Origin of the sequence: Aestuariimicrobium sp. G57 (assembly GCF_050110855.1) — a bacterium.
In the GTDB taxonomy this organism is placed as follows: domain Bacteria; phylum Actinomycetota; class Actinomycetes; order Propionibacteriales; family Propionibacteriaceae; genus Aestuariimicrobium.
This window is the reverse complement of record NZ_JBNINW010000003.1, coordinates 301,442-321,281: the sequence shown is the minus strand read 5'-3', so window position 1 is coordinate 321,281 and position 19,840 is coordinate 301,442. Positions and strand designations below refer to the sequence as shown.

20 protein-coding genes and 1 pseudogene are annotated in these 19,840 nt (G+C 67.8%); 16 read left to right on the top strand and 5 right to left on the bottom strand.

Going from position 1 to position 19,840, the window contains the following annotated elements:
- Positions 1-792 carry a class I SAM-dependent methyltransferase gene (locus ACQCX5_RS08560; protein WP_434541608.1) on the bottom strand — a complete coding sequence of 264 codons (792 nt, stop codon included), beginning with the start codon at positions 790-792 and terminating at the stop codon, positions 1-3.
- 89 nt (positions 793-881) lie between these two features.
- Positions 882-1,355 carry a hypothetical protein gene (locus ACQCX5_RS08555; protein ID WP_434541607.1) on the bottom strand — a complete coding sequence of 158 codons (474 nt, stop codon included), beginning with the start codon at positions 1,353-1,355 and terminating at the stop codon, positions 882-884.
- 189 nt (positions 1,356-1,544) lie between these two features.
- On the opposite strand from ACQCX5_RS08555, the gene groL reads away from it, so the two are divergent.
- Both groL and ACQCX5_RS08545 read left to right on the top strand, forming a co-directional pair.
- Positions 1,545-3,170, top strand: a complete 1,626-nt coding sequence (gene groL, locus ACQCX5_RS08550; RefSeq protein WP_434541606.1) for a chaperonin GroEL — start codon at positions 1,545-1,547, stop codon at positions 3,168-3,170.
- 127 nt (positions 3,171-3,297) lie between these two features.
- Entirely contained in the window at positions 3,298-4,275 is a 978-nt protein-coding gene (locus ACQCX5_RS08545; RefSeq protein WP_434541605.1) for a hypothetical protein, read from the top strand.
- Between the two features lie 52 nt (positions 4,276-4,327).
- On the opposite strand, the gene ACQCX5_RS08540 is transcribed toward ACQCX5_RS08545, so the two are convergent.
- The gene (locus ACQCX5_RS08540) at positions 4,328-4,843 is read right to left on the bottom strand and encodes a hypothetical protein (protein WP_434541604.1); all 516 of its coding nucleotides are present in this window, start codon (positions 4,841-4,843) and stop codon (positions 4,328-4,330) included.
- Between the two features lie 55 nt (positions 4,844-4,898).
- Here ACQCX5_RS08540 and ACQCX5_RS08535 point away from each other — a divergent pair, with 55 nt between their 5' ends.
- The 7 genes from ACQCX5_RS08535 (at position 4,899) to ACQCX5_RS08505 (ending at position 10,304) form a co-directional block, all read left to right on the top strand.
- A complete protein-coding gene (locus ACQCX5_RS08535; protein ID WP_434541603.1) occupies positions 4,899-5,585 on the top strand; it encodes a hypothetical protein in 687 nt (228 codons plus the stop codon).
- Positions 5,586-5,623: 38 nt separating this feature from the next.
- Positions 5,624-5,920, top strand: coding sequence for a hypothetical protein (locus ACQCX5_RS08530; protein ID WP_434541602.1), 297 nt, complete (start codon positions 5,624-5,626; stop codon positions 5,918-5,920).
- Between the two features lie 2 nt (positions 5,921-5,922).
- Positions 5,923-6,741 carry a hypothetical protein gene (locus tag ACQCX5_RS08525; RefSeq protein ID WP_434541601.1) on the top strand — a complete coding sequence of 273 codons (819 nt, stop codon included), beginning with the start codon at positions 5,923-5,925 and terminating at the stop codon, positions 6,739-6,741.
- A gap of 108 nt (positions 6,742-6,849) precedes the next feature.
- Positions 6,850-7,569: a copper homeostasis protein CutC gene (locus tag ACQCX5_RS08520; protein ID WP_434541600.1), complete on the top strand. Its 720-nt coding sequence runs from the start codon at positions 6,850-6,852 to the stop codon at positions 7,567-7,569.
- A gap of 50 nt (positions 7,570-7,619) precedes the next feature.
- Positions 7,620-8,561 (top strand): ABC transporter ATP-binding protein, encoded by a 942-nt coding sequence (locus tag ACQCX5_RS08515; protein ID WP_434541599.1) that lies wholly within the window; start codon positions 7,620-7,622, stop codon positions 8,559-8,561.
- Entirely contained in the window at positions 8,554-9,429 is an 876-nt protein-coding gene (locus ACQCX5_RS08510; protein ID WP_434541598.1) for an ABC transporter permease, read from the top strand. The genes ACQCX5_RS08515 and ACQCX5_RS08510 overlap by 8 nt, the downstream gene beginning before the upstream one ends.
- A complete protein-coding gene (locus ACQCX5_RS08505; protein ID WP_434541597.1) occupies positions 9,426-10,304 on the top strand; it encodes an ABC transporter permease in 879 nt (292 codons plus the stop codon). Before ACQCX5_RS08510 ends, ACQCX5_RS08505 begins: the two co-directional genes overlap by 4 nt.
- A gap of 73 nt (positions 10,305-10,377) precedes the next feature.
- Here the strand turns inward: ACQCX5_RS08505 and ACQCX5_RS08500 are convergent, their stop codons facing one another.
- Both ACQCX5_RS08500 and ACQCX5_RS08495 read right to left on the bottom strand, forming a co-directional pair.
- Complete coding sequence (locus ACQCX5_RS08500) at positions 10,378-11,523, bottom strand: MalY/PatB family protein (RefSeq protein ID WP_434541596.1); 1,146 nt, start codon at positions 11,521-11,523, stop codon at positions 10,378-10,380.
- Positions 11,513-12,322, bottom strand: coding sequence for a helix-turn-helix transcriptional regulator (locus ACQCX5_RS08495; protein ID WP_434541595.1), 810 nt, complete (start codon positions 12,320-12,322; stop codon positions 11,513-11,515). Before ACQCX5_RS08495 ends, ACQCX5_RS08500 begins: the two co-directional genes overlap by 11 nt.
- A 220-nt stretch (positions 12,323-12,542) precedes the next feature.
- Between ACQCX5_RS08495 and ACQCX5_RS08490 the strand changes: the two genes are divergently transcribed.
- The 7 genes and pseudogenes from ACQCX5_RS08490 to ACQCX5_RS08460 form a co-directional block, all read left to right on the top strand.
- Entirely contained in the window at positions 12,543-14,138 is a 1,596-nt protein-coding gene (locus ACQCX5_RS08490; RefSeq protein ID WP_434541594.1) for an ABC transporter substrate-binding protein, read from the top strand.
- A gap of 16 nt (positions 14,139-14,154) precedes the next feature.
- A complete protein-coding gene (locus ACQCX5_RS08485) occupies positions 14,155-15,084 on the top strand; it encodes an ABC transporter permease (RefSeq protein WP_434541593.1) in 930 nt (309 codons plus the stop codon).
- A 7-nt stretch (positions 15,085-15,091) separates the two neighbouring features.
- Positions 15,092-16,363 (top strand): amidohydrolase family protein, encoded by a 1,272-nt coding sequence (locus ACQCX5_RS08480; RefSeq protein ID WP_434541592.1) that lies wholly within the window; start codon positions 15,092-15,094, stop codon positions 16,361-16,363.
- Complete coding sequence (locus tag ACQCX5_RS08475; protein WP_434541591.1) at positions 16,356-17,279, top strand: ABC transporter permease; 924 nt, start codon at positions 16,356-16,358, stop codon at positions 17,277-17,279. Before ACQCX5_RS08480 ends, ACQCX5_RS08475 begins: the two co-directional genes overlap by 8 nt.
- Before the next feature lies 1 nt (position 17,280).
- A complete protein-coding gene (locus ACQCX5_RS08470; RefSeq protein WP_434541590.1) occupies positions 17,281-18,294 on the top strand; it encodes an ABC transporter ATP-binding protein in 1,014 nt (337 codons plus the stop codon).
- Positions 18,291-19,373 (top strand): ABC transporter ATP-binding protein, encoded by a 1,083-nt coding sequence (locus ACQCX5_RS08465; RefSeq protein ID WP_434541589.1) that lies wholly within the window; start codon positions 18,291-18,293, stop codon positions 19,371-19,373. The genes ACQCX5_RS08470 and ACQCX5_RS08465 overlap by 4 nt, the downstream gene beginning before the upstream one ends.
- A pseudogene (locus ACQCX5_RS08460) lies at positions 19,370-19,840 on the top strand (hypothetical protein); the annotation flags it as partial. The gene ACQCX5_RS08465 and the pseudogene ACQCX5_RS08460, both read left to right, overlap by 4 nt.

Genomic DNA, 19,840 nt, shown 5'->3' with positions numbered 1-19,840 from the left:
TCACGCCGCAGGCACCCGCCCGCGTGCGGCCCGTGCTGCAGCCGTCAGCGTGAACCCGCCCTCGGGTCGTCCAAGTCTGTCGAACAATGCCGCGCGCAGGGCAGAACGGTCGTCATCGCCGAGCGCCCTCGTGTGCGCCCCCGCTGGCCCGACGCCGGCCAGGAACGTGCCCCACAGCTCGTCGAACGAGGAATAGTCGCTGGCCACCCGCAACACGTCCTCGTGCACGTCGACGAGCCCACATGCGCTGAACAATCCGGTGAGTTCGCCCGGCGCGCCCAGCACCAGCACCCGGGCCTCCTGCGGGGCGTCCGGGTTGAGCGACAGTGCCGCGTCCCAGAAGCTGCGCAGCAGTTGCATGCCTGCCTGGTAGTCCCACACACACGCCGCGATCATGCCGCCCGGACGCACCACGCGCGATTGCTCGCGCACGGCCGACTCCGGGTCGGGGATGAAGTGGAAGACCAGCTGCGACAGGGCCACATCGACCGTGTCATCGGCCAGCGGGATCGAGTCAGCAGAGGCCTGGTGCACGACGGCGGCGGGGTGGGCGGCACGGCACTCGGCGACGAAACCGGGGGAGGGGTCGATGGCCGTGACATGCTCGGCGCCGAGCCGGGCGACCAGTTCGGTGGTCAGGGCGCCGGGGCCGCAGCCGACGTCAAGCGCAGTCAGTCCGCCGCTGTGCGGCACGCCGGCGAAATCGGCGAACAGCGGTGACAGCGGCTTCGAATAGCGGCCCATGAACGAGTTGTAGGCCCCACCCGAGACCTGGAACGCGTGGGTGGTCATGGCTCCCCCCTTTGGGGCAATGCGTCCACGGACGTGGGCGACCACGGGGAGGAGCACTTCCGCGCCGGCCCTGATACGTCCCCCAGGGCTCAGCGCTGGCGGTGCCCGACCAACCCGCGCAGTTGTGCGATCCCCTGCGCCAGCGGCCGGGTGGGCGCGACCTCGTAGCCGCCCAGCGCGAGGTCGGCCGACTGTTCGAAGAAGTTCGCTGATGCCCTGTCGCCCGTGCGCAGCCACGACCAACCCATGGCACCGGCATACAGGGGCAGGTACAACAACCCCAGTGAATAGGCGTACTGCCAGGTGTGGTTGACCTCGTGGCGCAGCAGTCCCGGACGACGCGACTCGATCTGTGCCCACGACGGTGCCGCGGTGAGCACCACCGACCCGACGGTGAACGCGCTGGCCATGGGGAATCCCAGCCGATAGCCCTCGGCCAGCCAGATGCCGTCCTCGCCGCGCACGACCCGGGCCCGCCCGATGCTCGCCACGACCAGCCCCAGCGGGGTCGAGAGGTTGCACCAATTCGCGAAGTTGCGCACGCGCGCCATCACCGGGGTCACGACCACCATTCTGCCCTTTGCACTCTCTTGGGTCGAGTGCTAAGAATGGTGTTAGCACTCAGTGCGTCAGAGTGCTACCGCAGCCAGGTCTGGTGAGGCCCCCATGGGCCGTCCGTCGCGGGCACCGGCATGGCGATCACCAACCACGGGGTTTCACGACCCCTGACGCGGGAGGATTCCCCAACAACCATGGCAAAGCTGATTGAATTCAACGTCGAGGCCCGCCGCGCCCTCGAGCGGGGCATGAACACCCTGGCCGACGCGGTCAAGGTCACGCTCGGCCCCAAGGGCCGCAACGTCGTGCTGGAGAAGAAGTGGGGCGCCCCCACCATCACCAACGACGGCGTCTCGATCGCCAAGGAGATCGAGCTGGACGACCCCTACGAGAAGATCGGCGCCGAGCTGGTCAAGGAGGTCGCCAAGAAGACTGACGACGTCGCCGGCGACGGCACCACCACCGCCACCGTGCTGGCCCAGGCAATGGTCCGCGAGGGTCTGCGCAACGTGACCGCCGGTGCGAACCCCATTGAGCTGAAGAAGGGTATCGAGAAGGCCGTCGAGGCCATCATCGCCGAACTCGGCAAGCAGGCCCGTCCGGTCGAGACCCGCGAGCAGATCGCTGCCACCGCGTCGATCTCGGCTGCTGACCCCAGCGTTGGCGACATCATCGCCGAGGCGATGGACAAGGTCGGCAAGGAAGGCGTCATCACCGTCGAGGAGTCGAACACCTTCGGCATCGAGCTGCAGCTCACCGAGGGCATGCGCTTCGACAAGGGCTACATCTCGCCCTACTTCGTCACCGACACCGAGCGCATGGAGGCCGTGCTCGAGGATCCCTACATCCTCATCGTGAACTCCAAGGCCAGCTCGCTCAAGGAGCTGCTGCCGCTGCTCGAAAAGGTCATGCAGGCCTCGAAGCCGCTGCTGGTCATCGCCGAGGATGTCGACTCCGAGGCCCTCGCCGGCCTGATCGTCAACAAGATCCGTGGCACCTTCAAGTCGGTCGCCGTCAAGGCCCCCGGCTTCGGTGACCGTCGCAAGGCCATGCTGCAGGACATCGCCACCCTCACCGGCGGCACCGTGATCTCGTCCGAGGTCGGCCTGTCGCTCGAGACCGCAACCCTCGACCTGCTGGGCCAGGCCCGCTCGGTCATCGTCACCAAGGACGAGACCACCATCGTCGAGGGCGCGGGTGATTCCGAGGCCATCGCCGGGCGCGTGCAGCAGATCCGCAACGAGATTGAGAACTCGGACTCGGACTACGACCGCGAGAAGCTGCAGGAGCGCCTCGCCAAGCTGGCCGGCGGCGTGGCCGTCATCAAGGTCGGCGCGGCCACCGAGGTCGAGCTCAAGGAGCGCAAGCACCGCATCGAGGACGCCGTGCGCAACGCCAAGGCTGCTGTCGAAGAGGGTCTGGTCGCCGGTGGCGGCGTCGCCCTCGTGCAGGCTGCCAAGGCCGTCAACCTCGACTCGCTCGAGGGTGACGTGGCCACCGGTGCGCAGATCGTGCTCACCTCGGCCTCGGCCCCGCTGCGCCAGATCGCGACCAACGCCGGCCTCGAGGGTGGCGTGATCGTCGAGAAGGTCTCGAACCTTGAGCCCGAGCTCGGCCTGAACGCTGCGACCGGTGAGATCGTCAACATGCTGGACGCCGGCATCATCGACCCGGCCAAGGTGACCCGTTCGGCGCTGCAGAACGCGGCCTCGATCGCGGCCCTGTTCCTGACCACCGAGGCCGTCATCGCGGACAAGCCCGAGAAGGCTGCCCCGATGCCCGGCGGTGGCGACGGCGGCATGGGCGGCATGGACTTCTGAGTCCAGCCCACCCGGCACCACGAGCAACACGCACCACCAGCAACACCCGGACGGGCGGTCCCTCTGCAAAGGGGCCGCCCGTTCGGCGTCCGGCGGCCCTGGTCCTGCGGGTCCCTATCCTGCTGACATGATCCCTCCCCGTCATGCCCTGGTCGCCGCCGGCCTCGCGCTGGCCCTGCTGGGCGGGTGCACCGGTGGTGGATCCACCGGCGACTCGTCCACTGGCTCGCAGAGCACGGAGTCGCAGAGCGGCAGCCCGGCAGAACTGCCCCCGACCGACCCGCGTGAGGCCGACCTGCGGGCCCAGCTGGAAGCCCGGGTGAAAGAACTGGGCGCCGACGGTGTCTCGGCGGTCAGCGTGACGGCCGACGATGCGGGGTTGACGGTGCGCAAGGGCAGCGACCAGCGGACCTACCGCCTGACCGGCAGTACCGAGGGAAACCCTGACACCGGCTACTACTACGGCATCAAGCCGGTCCCGGAGCTGTCGCTGAAAAACCTGCTCGCGGCCCAGACCGCCGCCGCCGAAGCGTGCGACGGCGTCCCGGCCATCGCCGAACTCGAGGTCACCCCTGCCGGAAGCGTGGTGATCACCGGCCGCTGCCTGCGCGACCAGCCCACCGTGTCCGACATCATCAGCCAGACCCTGGACGGGTTCGACGTGCCTGTGCTCGCCGATGGCGACACGGCAGAGGGCCTGAACGCCGTGTTCGAGCAGTTCATGACGACCCATGGTGGTCAGCTGGCGGGCGTGTCGATCGCCTACATCCCCGGCGGCACCATGGGGGCGGCCGTGTTCTCGGCCGATGCGGTGAAGCTCAACGGGGAACACTGCCTGCCGGTGCTCGACTGGCACACCCGGCACAAGCACGGCCAGGGTCTGACAATGCCCTGCGCGTCCGGTGACACCGGGGCCGGCAAGTCGTTCGATGTCTCCGAACTGGCGCCACGCAAGGTCGCCAGCGCCCTGACGGCGATCTACCGCGAGGTGCCCCGGGCGAGCATGCGGTCCGCACAGGTCACCCTGACCGACGCGGGGTTCCGGATCGTGGTGACCGCCGAATCTGGCGTCAGCACCTGGACGCTGGACGGCCAGCGGGTCTGAGCAAGGCCACGTGCGCTTCGTGCGCTGGTGTCGCACATGCGCAGTCCAGGGCTCAGCGAGGCTCCATGTTGCGGTTGAGCGGGGTTTCACCGGTGGCTGTCTTCAGCAGGATCGTCGGGTCCTCGCCCTCACCGGCGGCCTCGATGGTCAATTGTGTCGTCGACTTCTCACGCACCAGCTCGACCGCACGGTCCAGGTTCAGGTGGCGCAGCTCGAACCCGACCCGTCCGGTCCACGCACCTTGCGACGTGGTTTCCACGATTTCTCCCGAATTCCACAGCTGTCGACGTGACCCGCCGTCGGCGGTCAGCGTGGTCATCCGCACGTTGCGCCGGTCCAGCTCCACGGCCATGATCGGCTCGTCCCCGGAGTGGTCGTCCATCTCGGCGAGGATCGCCTGCACCCGGCTGGTCGGCCACGTCGGGTTCGACCGGTAGGCGGACCGGCCGAGCAGGACGGCGGGGATGGCGACCACGACGACGACACTCAGGACGAGCCACAGCGCGAGGCTGACCCGGGAGCGCGATGGCGCGACGGGCCGGGATGGGTGGGACGGGGGGAACGTCATGCCCCCGACGATAGGCGAGCAGGGGCTGACCCGGGCAAATGGCAATATGGCGCCCATGACCCAGGACGCCTCGTTCACTTCGCTGATGGAACACCTCGCACGGGCACAGGCCACGATGCGGGTCAACCGCGAACAGCAGGGCGAGGTGCCGACCGGTGACGTCGAGGGCAACGACCCGACCGGCACCGTCACCGCGCAGCTCGATGCCTCAGGCCGGCTGGTGGGCCTTCGGGTCGCCGACGACTGGTTGTCGGACCTGCAGGACGCGGACGGTCTGGCCACCGCGCTCACCGCAGCGGCGGCCGACGCACAGATGCGTCGGTTCGGGCTGTCATCGGCGCCCGTCGACAAGGTGCCGAAGTCGGTCGATGAGATCAACAGGATCCTGGACGAGGCCGGCGACAAGGCCGAGCGATCGGTCGAGGTGACCGCGGCCGACCGCGAGGCAGTGGACCAGCATGTCGCAGGCTTCGTCCAGCAGCTCGAGCGGGCCGTGGCGACGAAAACCCTCGAAGAGGCCCGCGAGGACTTCAAGAAGCAGATGGACCGGCTGAACGCCATCGAGGTGCAGGCGCCCAGCGCCACCACCACCGACTACTCGAACGCTTCGCGCACACTCACCCTCAAGTTCGCGAACGGCATGCTGGCCGGCGCCGAGGCCAAGCAGGTCTGGGCGGCCAAGCAGTCGGGCAAGTCCCTGACCATGCAACTCAGCGAGATCCTGGGCGATGTGGCGCACTGATCCTGCAAGACCCACACACGACGAGTTAGGAGCAGTACATGGGTGACTTCAAGATCGCTGTCGAAGCCCTCGTCAAAGAAGAGGCCTACTTGCGCGACATGGGTGAGGCCCAGGCGAGCCTGAGCGAGGCCATCGTCGGCATGCCCGGCCAGGTGCCGAACTGGGGGCCGTGGGGTTCGCTGCAGCCGCACATCACCTCGGCCTTCAACCAGTTCAACGAGACCGTCTCATCGTCGCGCCAGGCGCTCAATGAGGTCGCGGACCTGATCGCCCAGACGCGCATGGACTACGTCAACACCGAGAATGCCCTGACTGTGAACGTGGAAGGACCCTGACCATGAGCGCACCCGCCGCACTGCCCACCGTCCAGGTCTGGTTTGGCAACAAAGAGGTCGAGAAGGACCTCATGGACGCCAAGGCGAAGATCGAGGAGTTCCAGCAGAAGCTGCTCGGCTACGAGCCCGAGGTTCGCACCGTCTGCATCGCGCTGTGCCTGAACCCCGTGACCTTCAACATCGGTGTCGCCTGCTATGCCGCCTACCGTGGGGTGCTGCCGCTGGTCAACGTGCTGATCCAGGCCTACAACGATATGTGCCAGTGGGTCTGGGCGCCGTTCAACCTCACCGACATGGCCAATGCCCTGCAGGGGCCGTATGACCACGCCACGCTCTGCAAGCAGTCGCTCGTCCGCGAGGCAATGCCCGCCGACCAGTACTGGGAGGGTGACGCGGTCGACGCCTACTACGGCTACATCGCCGAGAAGCAGAACCCGGCCTCGGCCGATGCCGAGTCGGTCGTGAAGTCGCTGAAGGACGGCATCTCGAATGCCGGCCTGGGCGCCACGATCGCCACCTTCACCGCACTCGGCGCGCTGATCGCGGCACTGATCGAGCTGATCGTGGGCCTGATTGGCCTGATCCCGCCGGCCACGCCCGCAGGCGCTGCGCTGATCGCCCTGGGCATCAGCTTCGCCGGCGGTGTGATTGCCGGGCTGATCGGGTTCGCCAAGGCCTACACCGAGGTCACCACCACCATGAAGAACGAGGTGGACGGCAAGCTGCGCAGCAATGCCTTCCCCGCCGGCCAGTGGCCGAAGCCCACGTCGAAGGGCACGAAGTCCGACATCCAGGACGTCGGCGGCTGGTCCTACGAGTGACCTGACGCATCCACAAACCCCACCACAAACCCCACTCGGCCCGCCGGGTGGGGTTTGTGCGTGTCGTGTCGCGGGTGTTCAGCGCGACTTTGGCGGCACACTTCTGTTATGACGGCGTTGCTCGAGGTGATTGCATTCCATGAGAACGACGCCCGTCGCGCTGCCGAGGGCGGTGCCGACCGGGTCGAACTGCTGGGCTCGCTCGACGACGGTGGCATGTCGCCCGAGCCGGGCTTGGTCGCCAAGGTGCGCACGTCCCTCGACCACGATGGCATCGACATCGACCTGCGGCCCATGGTGCGCCTGCGCGAGGGCTTCGGCACCGACGGGGCTGAGGCGACCCGTCTGCGCGGCCTGATCGCCAGTTACCTCGATGCCGGCGCCAACGGCGTGGTGCTGGGCTTTCTGAACGGGCTGGGCGAGGTGGACGCCGAGGTCGTCACAGCGCTGGTGGCCGACGGCGACTTCCCCTGGACATTCCATCGCGCGCTCGACCATGCGCTGGACGCCCGCAGGGCCTGGCAGGTGCTGCTGGGCCTGCCACGACTCGACCAGGTGCTCACCGCCGGGTCGGCGCGCGACGTCGAGCACGGGCTGGACGACCTGTTGACAGTGGCCCGTGAGGTGCCCGGGGCCGCCGACCTGATCATGGCCGGGGGAGGCCTGCAGCCCGAGCACGTGCCGTGGCTGGCGCGCGCCGGGGTGCGGGCATTCCACATCGGCGCACGCGCTCGTCCACTGGGTTCGTACAAGGCGTGGGTCGACGCGGGGCTGGTGGCGTCATGGCGCCACCTGGTCGACGCCGAGATCTCGCACCGGGTGGGCTGAGCCCGGCAAACCCGCTCGAAAATGTCGGTGGCGCCAGTTAGTGTGGCGGCGTGTTGCATTCCCCGTCATCAGCTCCCGTCATCCGGGCCCGCGGGTTGCGCAAGGCCTATGGCGACTTCACCGCCGTCGATGGCATCGACTTCGACGTTGCACCCGGTGAGTCGTTCGGCCTGCTCGGTCCCAACGGTGCCGGCAAGTCCACGACCATGCGCATGATCGGTGGCACGCTGGCCCGCAGCGGGGGAGAGCTCACCATCAACGGCCTCGACCCCGAAGCGCACGGGCCACAGGTGCGCGCCCACCTGGGCGTCGTGCCCCAGCAGGACAACCTCGACGAAGAACTGCGGGTGCGCGAGAACCTGATCATGTATGGCCGCTACTTCGGGCTGCACCGCAGCTACCTGGTGCCGAAGTCCGATGAACTGCTCGCCTTCGCCCAACTGACCGAGAAGGCCGACGTCAAGGTCCGCGAACTGTCGGGCGGCATGAAGCGGCGACTGACGATCGCACGAGGTCTGGTCAACGAACCTCGCATCCTGCTGCTGGACGAGCCGACCACCGGCCTCGACCCGCAGGCGCGCCACATCCTGTGGGACCGGCTGTTCCGGCTCAAGGAGGCCGGGGTCACCCTGATCGTCACCACCCACTTCATGGACGAGGCAGAACAGCTGTGTGATCGGCTCATCGTGGTCGACAAGGGGGTGATCCGCGCCGAGGGGTCGCCCGCGTCGCTGATTGCGACCTATTCGACGCGTGAGGTGCTCGAACTGCGCTTCGGCACCGACCGCAATGCTGCGGTGGTCGACCAGCTGCGCCACCTTGCGCAGCGGGTCGAGGTGCTGCCCGACCGGGTGCTGCTCTATTCGCACGACGGTGAGGCGACGCTGACGCAGGTGACCGAGGCGGGGCTGCACCCCGTGACGTCGTTGGTGCGGCGCAGTTCGCTCGAAGACGTCTTCCTGCGGTTGACGGGCAGGTCGCTCGTTGACTGACACGACAGACCTCGACTCGACTGACCTCGACATCGCCAGGATCGCGGCGTCGGGGCAGGTGCCGCCCCCGCTGGTGATGGCCGCGCGCACCCGACGGTGGGGCGTGCTCTACTACGCCGAGACCTACCTGCGGGGGGAACGGGCCTACTTGAGCACGGTGCTGATCAATGCGATCGGTACCCCGTTGCTGTACATGCTCGCCATGGGCGTCGGCCTCGGCGGCCTGCTCGACCGCACCGGCACGACTGTCGACGGCGTCAGCTACCTCGTCTTCGTCGCCCCCGCGATCATGGTCGCCACGGCATCGCAGGGGGCGTTCGGCGAGAGCACCTACCCGATCATGGGCGGCTTCAAGTGGCACCGCACCTATTACGGCCCCGCCGCCACCCCCATGGACCCCGCCCAGATCGCCTGGGGGCACATCCTGGGCGTGACGCTGAGGTTCGTGATGCAGTCGGTCATCTTCTGGGTGATCATGCTCGTCTTCGGGGCGGCGCCGAGTGGCTGGTCGTGGGTCTCGATCCCCATTGCGGCACTGACGGCACTGGCGGTCGCCTGCCCGATGCAGGCCTATGCGGCCACCCTCGAGAACGAGGGCGCACAGTTCGTCACGGTGCAGCGGTTCGTGCTGATGCCGATGTTCCTGTTCTCGGGCACGTTCTATGCGCTCGAATCGATGCCCATCTACCTGCAGTGGATCGGCTGGATCTCGCCGCTGTGGCATGGGGCCCAGCTTGCGCGCATCGCCAGCTACGGCATGTCTGAACCGCTGTGGCTCAGCCTCGTCCACGTCGTGGTGCTGGTGGGCATGGTCGCGGTCGGCGGCGCGATGGCGGGCCGCACCTACCGACGGAGGTTGTGGAGTTGACCAGCCAGGACACCACCCCCATCACCAGCCCGGCACCCACCCGAACGGATGACGCCGTCGACGCCATCACGACGCGGTTGGCGCGCCCGCGGCCCTTCCCGGGGCTGTATTCCGGCAACCTGGTCGCGGTGCTCGAGCGCGGTTGGATCGCCATCCGCACCCAGAACTGGGTGATCGTCGTCAGCGGCTTCGTCGAGCCGGTGCTCTACCTGCTGGCCATGGGCATCGGTGTCGGCGCACTGGTCGGTGAGGTCTCCGGGCCGGGCGGACGTCCGATCAGCTATGCCGCCTACATCGCCCCGGCGCTGCTGGCCACCTCGGCCATGAACGGGGCGCTGTACGACTCGACGACGAATGTGTTCTTCAAGCTCAACTACGCCAAGCTGTACCAGACGATGCTGCAGACCGCGCTCGGTCCGCTCGACGTGGCACTCGGCGAGATCGTGCTGGCGTTGCTGCGCGGTCTGCTCTACGCCGTAGCCTTCCTGGCCGTGATGGGCGTGATGGGCTTGGCGACATCGTGGTGGGCGCTGGCCATGGTGCCCGCGGCGCTGCTGATCGCGCTCGGGTTCGCGAGCGTGGGCATGGCGGTCACCAGCTACATGAAGACGTTCCAGCAACTCGACATCATCATCTTCGTGATGCTGCCGATGTTCCTGTTCTCGGCGACGCTCTACCCGATCGAGGTCTTCCCCGCCGCAGTGCAGTGGTTCGTCAAGGTGCTGCCGTTGTGGCACGGGGTCGAGATGATGCGCCACCTGGCAGTGGGCCACCTGACCTGGGCCACGCTGGGCCACATGCTGTACTTCGTGGGCATGTCGGCAGCGGGGGTTTCAGCGACCACCCTACGGCTGCGGCAGCTGTTCCTGCGCTGAGGCCGCACAGCACTGAACCCGGCGCCCCTCGTGACGGGGTGCCGGGTCAGTGGCTTGAGGGGGTTGGCCGGCCTCAGCGGCTGCGCACCGCCTCGCCCATGCGGCGCACCATCTCTTCCATCACCGGGCGCGGCGTGCCGAAGTTCAGCCGCACGCTGTGCTTGCCGATGTCGCCACAGGCGCCGCCGTCGGTCAGCGCCACCCGTGCCTTCTCAAGGAAGAAGTCGCTCGGCTTGCCCTCGAGTTCGAGGGCCTCCAGGTCGAGCCAGGCGAGGTAGGTGCCCTGGTTGGGCACGAACACCGCACCGGGCAGCTCTTCGGCGAGCAGCTCGATGAGGCGCTGCTGGTTGGCCGCGAGGTAGTCGTTGACTCCTGCCAGCCACTCCTCGCCCTCGTTGAACGCGGCGATGTTCGAGAGCATGCCGGGCGTGGCGGTGCCGTGCAGGTCGAACGCGAACTTGTGCGAGTGCGACAGGTCCTCATCGTTCAGCACCAGCTGGGCGCACTTGTAGCCGGCCAGGTTCCAGGCCTTGGACGCCGACATCGCCGTCAGCGTGTGCCCGGCGGCGACCTCGTTGACCATGGGGTAGGGCACAAACTCGACGCCGGGCATCGTCAGCGGTGCATGGATCTCGTCGTTGAACACGCGGCCATGGTGCTTGTCGACGATCTCGCTGAGCCGCTGCATCTCGTCGCGGGTGTAGACCTTGCCGATCGGGTTGTGCGGGTTGCACAGGATGAACAGGTCGCCGTCCTGGAACACCTCGTCGATGGCGTCGAAGTCGAGCAGCCACTCGTTCTCGGTGCGGATCATCGGCACCTGCACCAGGTCGTGATTGGCCTTGCCGGGCAGGAACATGAAGGGCATGTACGCCGGTGTCGGCAGGATCACCCGAGCGTCGGGCTTGATGTGGTGCTCCATGGTGACCATGAGCCCGGTCAGCACATCCGGGCTGGCCAGCACGTTCCCGGGGTCGACGGTCCAGCCGTAGCGGCGCTCGACGAAGGCGGTGGTTGCCTCGCGCAACTTCTGGTCCCACACCGGCGAGATGTAGCCCGACAGGCCGTCGTCAACCATCTTGTGCAGCGCGGCGCGGATGGGTTCGGCCAACCCGAAGTCCATCTCGGCCACGAACGCGCCGTAGGCGTCGCCGAAGCGGCTCCACTTGCTGCCGCCGAGCGCGAACAGTTGCTCGGCGGTGATGTCGTCAAACCTCATTGCTTGCCTTCCGGTCATCTTCTTCCTGGGCCTGGTCGTGGATCTCGTTGAGGTAGTTGTAGATCGTGAAGCGGGTCACCTGCAAGGCGTGGGCGGCGAGTTCGACCGCATCCTTGAGCAGGAACAGCCCCCGTGCCTCGAGCTGGCGCACCACGTCGACCTTGTGCCGCTTGTGCATCAGCTCGACCGGCACCCCGGTCTCGTCGATGGCCTTGGTCAAGATCACCTGGGCCAGTTCGTCGATGTCGCGGACGAACGTCTCATGTGGACCGCCGCCCGCAGCGGGTCCGCCCTGGGCCACCATTGGCACCTGCGACGGGACGTCCGGGGACACCAGTGCCTGCGCATCGTCGGGGGCAAGGGTGCCCAGCATGGCCCTGGCCACGACCTCAACCGTCTGCCAGGCCGAGGTGTCGGTGTTGATGCAGAGCGCGGCGACCGGCGTCTGGGCCACGTCGCGAATGATCATCGTCGATGAGCGCAACCGGCGGCCGTCCGGCAGCACCGTCTCGTAGTTCACGAAGCTGTCGGCCACCTGCTTGGCTGCGATGCGTTCGAGCAGCAGGTCGGTGGCGGGGTCACCCACGACCCGTCCCGTGACATTGCCGTGGATCGCCACGATTGAGTTCGGCAACAGGCTCAGGTCATGCAGCACCACCTCGCTCGTCGCCGGCAACGAGCGCCCCAGCGGTTCGACCAGCTGGCCGAAGACGGCCAGCAGGCGCTCGCCGTCGAGGCTGCGGCGCACCCGGGGCGCGCCCGTCCCGGTTGAGGGCGGGGAGTCGTCTGCAAGGATCACGGCACTCCTTCCACGTCGTGTTGAGGCGTTGGGTGTGTCAAGTATGGCACCTTCGTCAAGAAGACGCCGGGTTGTCCAACCAGTTGTTGAAATCAACTGTGAGCTGAGCCACTCCCGCGCCTGAGGCGCCTCAGTTGGGTGACAAGTTTGCAACAACTCTTGTAAGCAACCTCACTCGTACTGCAAGATGTCGGCTACATCCCGTTGAAGGAGAACACACGTGATCGCAAAGCGATTCAAGGGTGCCGCCCTGGTGCTCGCCGTGGCACTGACCGCGGCCGGCTGCGGAGGCGCCGCGCAGGCGAGTGCGTCCGACGAGATCGTCTACGCCATCGACTCAGCCACCCTCGGCTTCGACCCCAACGTGACCCCCGCGGCCCAGGACGCGCGTGTCATGCGCCAGATCTACGACGGCCTGGTCTCGAAGGCGGACGACGGCACAATTGTCGCCAGCCTGGCCGAGAAGTGGCAGGTCTCGGACGACGGCACCACCTATACCTTCACCCTGCGCCAGGGGGTCACGTACCACGACGGCACCGACTTCAACGCCGAAGCGGTGTGCTTCAACTTCGACCGCATCAAGAACCCCAAGACGGGCTCGCGCTACGCGATCTCGCTGATCGGGCCCTACAAATCCTGCGCGGCCCCCGACCCGCACACGGCCATCATCACCATGAGCCAGCCGTACGCGCCGTTCCTGTCGGTGCTCACCTCGCCGTTCCTCGGCCTAGTCTCACCAACCGCGGTCACGACCCTGGGTGCCGAGACGTTCAACCTGAAGCCCGTCGGCACCGGCCCGTTCAAGCTCACGTCGTACGTGCCGATGGGCAGCATCGTGCTCGAGCGCAACGACGACTACAACTGGGCGCCCAGGAGCGCCAAGCATGACGGCCCGGCACACCTGAAGAAGATCACTTTCCAGATCATGCCCGACCCCACCGTGCGACTGGGCTCGCTGCGCACCGGACGCATCCAGGCGCTCGGCAACGTGCCAGAGACCGAGGCGGAACGCACCAAGGGTGACAAGAGCCTGCAGTTCTTCGCCCAACCGCAGTCCGGTTCACCACACCAGCTCTATTTCAACCAGCAGCGCGTCTTTGCCGACGAGAAGCTGCGACAGGCCTTCGTGCACTCCGTGAACGTCGAGACGATCGTCAAGGCGCTGTACTTCGGGGTCTACCAGCAGGCCTCGGGCAACCTGTCGACCACCACCCCCGGCCACGACCCCTCGCTCAAGGACCTCTACACCTACGACCCCGAGAAGGCCAAGCAGCTGCTGGACGAGGCCGGCTGGGTGCCCGGTCCGGACGGCGTGCGGGTCAAGGACGGCAAGCGGCTGACCATCACCTATGCCGAGCAGACGCCCAACCGTGAGAAGCGCCAGGACATTGCCCAGTTCGTCAAGAGCTATGCGACCCAGGTCGGCTTCGAGGTCAACATCGTGCTCGAGCAGGTCGCAGGACTGACCGCCCGGTCGCAGTCGGGCGACTACGACATCTATGGCCTGAGCCTGGTCAATGTCGACCCGAACGTCGTCCATTCGGTGCTGGGCTCGCCGTTCCAGCCGGCGCCGAAGAAGAACGGCTTCAACTTTGCCCACGTCACCAAGTACGACGACGTGCTGCTGAAGGCCCAGGCCGAGCAGGACGAGACCACCCGCATCCAGATGTACAAGGACGTCCAGAAACAACTTGCAGCCGATGCCGTCTCGCTGCCGACCTATGTGCCCACCTACACGATGGCCATCCGCGGCATCGATGGCCTGCGCTTCGACGGCGAGGGCTACCCGGTGTTCTACGACGTCAAGCCCATCTGAGAAGGAGTGAGCTGACATGTTCTTCATCCTCAAGCGAATCGCCGCGGCCATTCCCACCCTGCTGGGCGTGACGATCGTGCTGTTCATCGCGCTGCGGCTGCTGCCCGGCGACCCGGTCTCGGTGATCCTGGGCAGCGCCCCGGCCACCCCCGAGGTTGAGGCGGCGCTGCGTGCCCAGTTCGGGCTCGACAAGCCCATGTGGCAGCAGTACGTCGACTACCTGGGCAATGCCCTGACCCTCGACTTCGGCACCAGTTATTCCACCCGCGAGCAGGTCACCAGCATGATCGCCGGCCAGGTCTGGCCGACGCTGCAGCTGGCGCTGGCCGCGGCCCTGATCAGCGCCATCACCGGACTGTTCTTCGGGGCGTTCGCGGCCATGAACAAGGGCCGCTGGCCCGATGCGGTCATCCGGGTGCTCAGCCTGCTCAACACCTCGATGCCCTCGTTCTGGGTCGGCCTGCTGCTGATCATGGTCTTCTCGTTCCAACTCAACTGGTTCCCCGCCGCGGGCTCCGGTGACCTGTCCACCCTCGTGCTGCCGGCGCTGGCACTCGGCCTGTCGGCCGGTGGCACGGTGGCTCGGCTCGTGCGCAACTCGGTCATCGACGTGCTGGGCGAGAACTTCGTGGCCGCACTGCACGCCAAGGGTCTGTCGCGCCAGCTGATCGTCTACAAGCACGTGCTGCGCAATGCCGTCATCCCCACCGTGACCGTGGTGGGCCTGCAGCTGGGCGCGCTGGTCGCCGGTGCGGTGATCGTCGAGGCCGTCTTCGCCCGACAGGGGCTGGGCCAGATGCTCGTCCAGGGCATCGGCTCGAATGACTTCCCGGTCATCCAGGGCGTGGTGCTGGTGATCGCCGTGATCTACATCCTGATCAACATCGTCGTCGACATCTCCTACGCCTACATCGACCCGCGCATCCGTCGCTCGTTGAACAAGTGAGGACCACATGACCACCACCATCTACACCGCCGACCGGGTGCTCGTCACCGAGCCGAATGTCGAGATCATCCACCAGGGTGCGGTCGTCGTCACCGACACCCTGATCGAGTTCGTCGGACGCGCGGACGACGTCGGCCACCTGCCGGTGGCAGCGACCGCGGCACGCATCGACCTGGGCGATGTCACCCTGATGCCCGGGCTCATCGACGCCCACGTGCACCTGGCCTTCGACGGCGGCCCCGACCCGGCCGCCCGCATGCAGGCCGAGTCCGACCCCCAGCAGGTCGCCCTGATGGTGCGCAGCGCCCGCGAACTGCTCAGCGTCGGCGTGACCACCGCGCGAGACCTCGGCGCCCGCGGCTACACCGACGTCGTCGTCCGTGACGCGATCGCCAACGGCACCATCGCGGGCCCCCGGCTGCTCACCGCGGGGGCCCCGCTCACCAGCACCGGCGGCCACTGCTGGTACATGGGCGGCGAGGCCGACTCGCTCGACGAGGTGCGCAAGATGGTGCGGCTGCACCACAAGCACAAGGTCGACCACATCAAGGTGATGTCGACCGGGGGCTTCATGACCGCCGGTTCGGCGCCCTGGTACCCGCAGTTCGAGACCGAGGCACTGCGCATCATCGTCGACGAGGCCCACCGGGTCGGCAAGCGCGTCGCGGCCCATTGCCACGGCACCGAGGGCATCAGGCGCGCCGTCGCTGCCGGGGTCGACACCCTGGAACACTGCTCGTTCGTCATCGAGGGTGGCGAATCGCAGTTCGACACCGCGGTGGCCGATGCGATTGCCGCCAGCGACTCGTGGGTCTCACCCACGATCAACGTGCGCGCCCGCGACTTCGACCCCGAACGATTCGGGGTGCGCATCGCCGGGCTGAAGGCTGCGGGGGCACGCATCATCACCAGCACCGACTCGGGCATTGACAACACCCCGCACTTCGCGTTCCCGCAGTCGCTGCCGCTGTATGTCGAGTTCGGCATGACCACCGCCGAGGTGCTGCGCTCGACCACCGTGCTGGCCGCCGAGGCGCTCGGCCTCGCCGGCGTCACCGGCCAGCTCGCCGCCGGTTGCGAGGCCGACTTGATCGCGGTACGCGGCAACCCGCTGGACGACATCGCCGCCACCGCAGACCTCGAGTACGTGGTGGCGCGTGGCCGGCGGTTCATCCCCGACGTGCTGCCCGAGATCCCGCCGCTGCCCGAAGGTCTCGTGCCGATGAACAAGCGGCATTCCTTCACCCAGCTCAACCACGAGGAGCCCAGCCATGTCTGACCAGGCTGCCACCATCGTCGCGGCCGGGCAGGCCGCCGACACCCCCGTGCCGCCCGCGGACACCACCCCCGTGGCCACCACCGAGATCCCCGTGGTCAAGCGCCGCCGCCGCAACGTCACCGTCAACGGCGTCATCACCTGGGTGGCCGCGGTCTGGATCGCGATCGTGGTGATCGCTGCCCTCGTCCCCGGCCTGATCGCCCCGGGCGACCAGACACAGCTGCACCCCGAGCGGGTGCTGCAGGCACCCGGCGACACGCTGCTCGGCACCGACCAGTACGGGCGCAGCGTGCTCACGCTGCTCATCCACGGTGCCCGCACGGCCGTGCTGATCGGTCTCGGCGCCACCGCACTGGCCCTGGTGATCGGCACCACCATCGGTCTGCTCGCCGGCTACGCGGGCGGCTGGGTCGACATGGTCATCGGCCGTCTCGTCGACATCCTGATGTCGTTCCCGGGGGTGCTGATGGCGCTGGTGATCGCCGCAGCGCTCGGCCCCACCACCCGCAATCTGGTGCTGGCCGTCGGCATCGCCGCCATCCCGCAGTTCGCCCGCGTCATGCGCTCCCAGACGATGACCGTGCGTGACCGGCTCTACGTAGAGGCCGCCCGCGCCAGCGGGTTCAGCCGGACCCGCATCATCCTGCGCCACATCCTGCCCAACGCGATCGCCCCGATCGTCGTGCTCGGCACGCTCACCATCGGCGTCGCCATCGTGCTCGCCGCGTCGCTGTCCTATCTCGGGCTGGGTGAGGTGCGCGACATCCCCGACTGGGGCCAGCTGCTGGCCCAGGGCCAGCCCTACCTGGGCTCGGCCTGGTGGATCAGCACCTTCTCAGGCCTGGCCGTCACCATCACCGTCATCTGCTTGAGCATCCTCGGCGATGCCCTGAGCGACAAGTTCGAGGAGGGCTGAGATGGCCAAGTCGACCATCCTTTCCGTCAATGACCTGACCGTCACGCTCGACAGGGGCGACCGCGATGTCGACCTCATCCGCGGCGTCGGTTTCGAGGTGCGGGCCGGCGAGATCGTCACCCTGGTGGGCGAGTCCGGTTCGGGCAAGTCCGTCACGTCGCGGACGATCATGGGCCTGATGCAGCTGGACCGCAACATCAGTGCCACCGGCTCGATCATCTTCGACGGCCAGCAGCTGGTGGGCCACCCCGAGGCCACCGCCAAGCTGCGGGGCACCGAGCTGGCCATGGTCTTCCAGGAGCCGTTGAGCTCGCTCGACCCCGTCTTTCCCATCGAGGACCAGATGCGTGAGGGCCTGCGCCGCGCCCACGGCAGGAGCTCGAAGCAGGCCGAGAAGGCCAAGATGGAAGAACTGCTGCGCGAGGTGGGCATCCGCGACACCGACCGCGTGCTCAACTCCTTCCCGCACCAGCTCTCGGGTGGCATGTGCCAGCGCGTCATGATCGCCTCGGCGCTCTCGTCCGCACCCCGACTGCTGATCGCGGACGAGCCGACCACCGCACTCGATGTCACCATCCAGGCCCAGATCCTCGACCTGATCGACCGGCTGCGCGAAGAGAACGACATGTCAGTGCTGCTCGTCACCCACGACATGGGCGTGGCGGCCGACCTCGCCGACCGGGTGGTCGTGATGTACGCCGGTCGCGTCGTCGAGGACTCCTCGCCACGCGACATCTTCACCGCCGCGCAGCACCCCTACACCGAGGGGTTGCTGGGGTGCATCCCGCCGATGACCGGACAGCGGCTCGAGATCCTGCCGGCCATCCCCGGCTCGGTGCCCGACCCGGCCAAGCTGCCCGGTGGCTGCGCCTTCAACCCGCGCTGTGCCTTTGCCAGCGACCGTTGCCGCACCGATGATCCGCCGCTGCTGAAGCTCGGTGGCACCCATGCCGCCTGCTGGCATCCCCGCCACGCCGAGGACCAGACCGCACTGCTCGAAGGAGCCCGGGCATGACCCACACCGACACCGGCGTCACCGCCGCCGACACCACTGCCAAGGCCACGCCCGTCCTCGAACTGAACGACGTGGTCAAGGTCTTCGACATCAAGCACGCCAACCCGTTCAAGCCGCATGACCGGCTGCGCGCCGTCGACGGTGCCACGCTGCGCATCATGCCGGGCGAGACCTATGCCCTGGTGGGCGAGTCGGGGTCGGGCAAGTCGACGCTGGGCCGCGTGGCCGTGCGGCTCGACCACCCGACCGAGGGCACCGTGATCTTCGATGGCCAGGACATCTCGGCCGCATCGCACGGCGACCTGCGCAAGCTGCGCCAGGACATCCAGGTGATCTTCCAGGACCCCTACGGCTCGCTGAACCCGCGCATGCGCATCGGGGACATCATCGGCGAACCGTTGAAGGTGTTCAAGGGCATGTCCGGCAAAGAGCTGGACGATGAGGTGGTGCGACTCATGGAATCCGTGGGCCTCAACCCCGAGCGCCGCACTGCTCGTCCGAGGGCCCTGTCGGGCGGCCAGCGCCAGCGTGTCGGCATCGCCCGGGCCATCGCGCTGAAGCCGAAGCTGATCCTTGCCGACGAGGCGCTGTCGGCGCTCGACGTGTCGGTGCAGGCCCAGATCGCGAACCTGCTGGTCAAGCTGCAGAAAGAGATGGGCATCTCGTACCTGTTCATCGCCCGTGGCCTGCCGATCGTGCGGCAGATGGCCGACCGTGTCGGCGTGATGTACCTGGGCCGGGTGGTCGAGCAGGGCACGACCGACGTGGTCTTCAACGACCCCAAGCACCCCTACACCAGGGCGCTGATGCAGGCCTCGCCGCAGCCCGACCCGTCGCAGCGGGGCAAGCGGGTGCTGCTCAAGGGCGAGATCCCTTCGCCGATGAACCCGCCCAGTGGCTGCCGGTTCCGCACCCGCTGCCCACTGGCGACCGACCTGTGCGCCGCCGAGGCCCCGCCGGTGCACATTGACGGCGACCACCGCGTTGAATGCCACTACCCCGGTAAAAGGCTGGCCGACCACCTGCGCGAGCAGGAAGAATTGACGGCAGCAGCCCTGCGGCAGGAAGGAGTGGCGTGACTCACCAGGTGGCGGCAGAGACGGTCGTGGGCGCGCCCGTTGACCCGGCCTACAAGCCGAACCAGTGGCGGCTGGCGATGGCCCAGCTGCTCTCGGGCATCGGTATCGCGTCTGGCGTCGCCGTCGGCGCGCTGCTGGTCGAAGAGATCTCGGGCAGCACCGAGATCGCCGGCTTCGCGCAGACCGCGACGGTGCTCGGGGCGGGCCTGCTCGCGTTCCCACTGTCGCGGCTGGCCCACCGCCGTGGACGACGCACCGCGCTCGGCCTGGGGTTCGGCCTCGGGGCGCTGGGGGCGGTGCTGATCCTGCTGGGTGTGCAGGCCCGGCTGCTGGCCGTGCTGTTCCTGGGCCTGGCCCTGTTCGGCGCCGCCAGCGCCTCGGGCCTGCAGTCGCGCTATGCCGCCACCGACCTTGGGGCCGCCCCCCCACAGGGGGGGGGCGCGGGCACCACCCTCTCGGGCACCACA

Bases quoted from the DNA above. Each gene is read 5' to 3' on its own strand.
- groL (WP_434541606.1), top strand. From the start codon at position 1,545: ATGGCAAAGCTGATTGAATTCAACGTCGAGGCCCGCCGCGCCCTCGAG.
- ACQCX5_RS08500 (WP_434541596.1), bottom strand. From the start codon at position 11,523: ATGAGGTTTGACGACATCACCGCCGAGCAACTGTTCGCGCTCGGCGGC.
- ACQCX5_RS08470 (WP_434541590.1), top strand. From the start codon at position 17,281: ATGGCCAAGTCGACCATCCTTTCCGTCAATGACCTGACCGTCACGCTC.
- ACQCX5_RS08535 (WP_434541603.1), top strand. From the start codon at position 4,899: ATGACCCAGGACGCCTCGTTCACTTCGCTGATGGAACACCTCGCACGG.
- ACQCX5_RS08520 (WP_434541600.1), top strand. From the start codon at position 6,850: ATGACGGCGTTGCTCGAGGTGATTGCATTCCATGAGAACGACGCCCGT.
- ACQCX5_RS08465 (WP_434541589.1), top strand. From the start codon at position 18,291: ATGACCCACACCGACACCGGCGTCACCGCCGCCGACACCACTGCCAAG.
- ACQCX5_RS08530 (WP_434541602.1), top strand. From the start codon at position 5,624: ATGGGTGACTTCAAGATCGCTGTCGAAGCCCTCGTCAAAGAAGAGGCC.
- ACQCX5_RS08525 (WP_434541601.1), top strand. From the start codon at position 5,923: ATGAGCGCACCCGCCGCACTGCCCACCGTCCAGGTCTGGTTTGGCAAC.
- ACQCX5_RS08560 (WP_434541608.1), bottom strand. From the start codon at position 792: ATGACCACCCACGCGTTCCAGGTCTCGGGTGGGGCCTACAACTCGTTC.
- ACQCX5_RS08485 (WP_434541593.1), top strand. From the start codon at position 14,155: ATGTTCTTCATCCTCAAGCGAATCGCCGCGGCCATTCCCACCCTGCTG.
- ACQCX5_RS08480 (WP_434541592.1), top strand. From the start codon at position 15,092: ATGACCACCACCATCTACACCGCCGACCGGGTGCTCGTCACCGAGCCG.
- ACQCX5_RS08545 (WP_434541605.1), top strand. From the start codon at position 3,298: ATGATCCCTCCCCGTCATGCCCTGGTCGCCGCCGGCCTCGCGCTGGCC.
- ACQCX5_RS08540 (WP_434541604.1), bottom strand. From the start codon at position 4,843: ATGACGTTCCCCCCGTCCCACCCATCCCGGCCCGTCGCGCCATCGCGC.
- ACQCX5_RS08475 (WP_434541591.1), top strand. From the start codon at position 16,356: ATGTCTGACCAGGCTGCCACCATCGTCGCGGCCGGGCAGGCCGCCGAC.